A 1851-nucleotide genomic window follows, 5' to 3' on the forward strand; every position below is an offset into this window, starting at 1 on the left:
GATGGAGGAGATTTACTGGAAACTTTGGAGGAGACTAACTGGAAACACTTCAGGAGATTTGGTGGAAACGATGGAGGAGATTATGCAGCGTGATATCGTTTAATCGCATCTTGCAGCATTTCCGTTAAGGATTTGCTTTGTACTAAGTTCTTTTTAGCGCGCGCTTTGATTTCGTCATTGAGCAGTTTTTTGAGCACTTCGAGCGCGACGTTTTTGTGTTCCTTGTTTTTAAGCTCCAGCAGGAACTCTTCGGAAAGAATCGAAATATCGGGTTTCTTGATTCCGGCTGCGTCGAACAGATCAATCACTTGTTCCGACACCAGCGCCTTGTCGATCACCTGCCGGATGGTCGATTCAATTTCCTCGTTGGTGCGGCCCGTGCCGGCACTGTCGAACTTCGCCAGGCGTGCCTTCACCACCTGAAAGAAGGCGATTTCATCCTTCACATCCATCGCCTGTTCGTGCGGGATGGCGATGGCGAATGCCTGCGACAAGGCGGTGACTTGGTCGATATAGCGTTTCTTGCCATCCTCCAGCCCAAGGATATGTTCCTCGGCCGCCAGGATCATGGAGAGTTTCCTGGAGGTGTCGGCCTCAAAATAATCTTCGTATGGGAAGCCGTGATACATTCCGGCCACCACTTCGATCTTTTCCAGCATCATCTGCACTGCCTGCTCCTGGGCAAGCATGGGATCGCCTTTACCACCGGCATCAGAATAAAACGACAATGCTTGTTTAAGATCAGAAGCAATGCCCAGATAATCCACGACCAAACCGGCCGGTTTATCGCCGTAGACACGGTTTACTCGCGCAATGGCCTGCATCAGGTTATGCCCCTTCATTGGCTTGTCGATATAGAGGGTATGCATGCAAGGCGCATCAAATCCGGTGAGCCACATATCCCGCACAATGACCAGTTTCAGTTCGTCGTCGGGGTCTTTCATCCGCTCGGCGAGGGTCTTGCGTTGTTGTTTGGTGGTATGATGCCCGGCAAGTTTCGGGCCATCCGAAGACGCCGCCGTCATCACCACCTTGATCACGCCCTTGGTGAGATCAGTTGAATGCCATTCTGGTTTCAGCTTGATGATCTCTGCATACAGTTCTGCCGCAATGCGCCGCGACATGGACACGATCATGGCCTTGCCCGCAAACACCTCCTGGCGTTTCTCGAAGTGCGCCACAATGTCCTGCGCTACATTCTGAATGCGTTTCTCCGCGCCGACCAGGGCCTCCATCTGCGTCCACTTGGCCTTGGCCTTCTGGGTCTCGGTCAACTCGTCCTGTTCAAGTTCCTCGTCCACCTCGGCAATCAGCTTCTTGCCCTCATCGCTCAGCGAGACCTTGGCCAGCCGGCTTTCGTAGTAAATCTTCTTGGTAGCGCCGTCTTCCACCGCCTGGGCGATGTCGTACACATCGACGTAATTGCCGAACACCGCCGGGGTGTTGACGTCGGTCTTTTCGATGGGAGTGCCGGTGAATCCCAGATAGGTCGCATTCGGCAGGGCATCGCGCAGATACTTGGCAAAGCCGTACACCACCCGCTTGCCGGTGACGTTGCCCAGCGCGTCCTTTTCATCCACGGTTTTGGCCGCAAAACCGTACTGGGTGCGGTGCGCTTCGTCGGCGATCACCACCACATTGCGGCGGTCGGTCAGTTCCTCGTAGACATTGCCTTCTTCCGGCTGGAACTTCTGAATGGTAGTGAAGATCACCCCGCCGGAGGCGACCTTCAGCAAGCGTTTCAGCTCTTTGCGGTCATCCACCTGCACCGGCTCCTGCCGCAACACCTGGGTACAGGCGGCAAAGCTATCGAACAATTGATCATCCAGATCGTTGCGGTCGGTGATCATG

1 protein-coding gene is annotated in these 1851 nt (G+C 54.3%); it reads right to left on the reverse strand.

Annotated elements, in window-relative coordinates; genetic code table 11:
* Positions 1-80 precede the first annotated feature (80 nt).
* Positions 81-1851, reverse strand: a 1771-nt coding sequence (locus RQ738_RS13600; protein WP_314165859.1) for a type I restriction endonuclease subunit R, incomplete at its 5' end; no start/stop codon positions are given.

It is taken from the genome of Sulfuriflexus sp., assembly GCF_032250955.1.
Lineage (GTDB): Bacteria > Pseudomonadota > Gammaproteobacteria > AKS1 > AKS1 > Sulfuriflexus.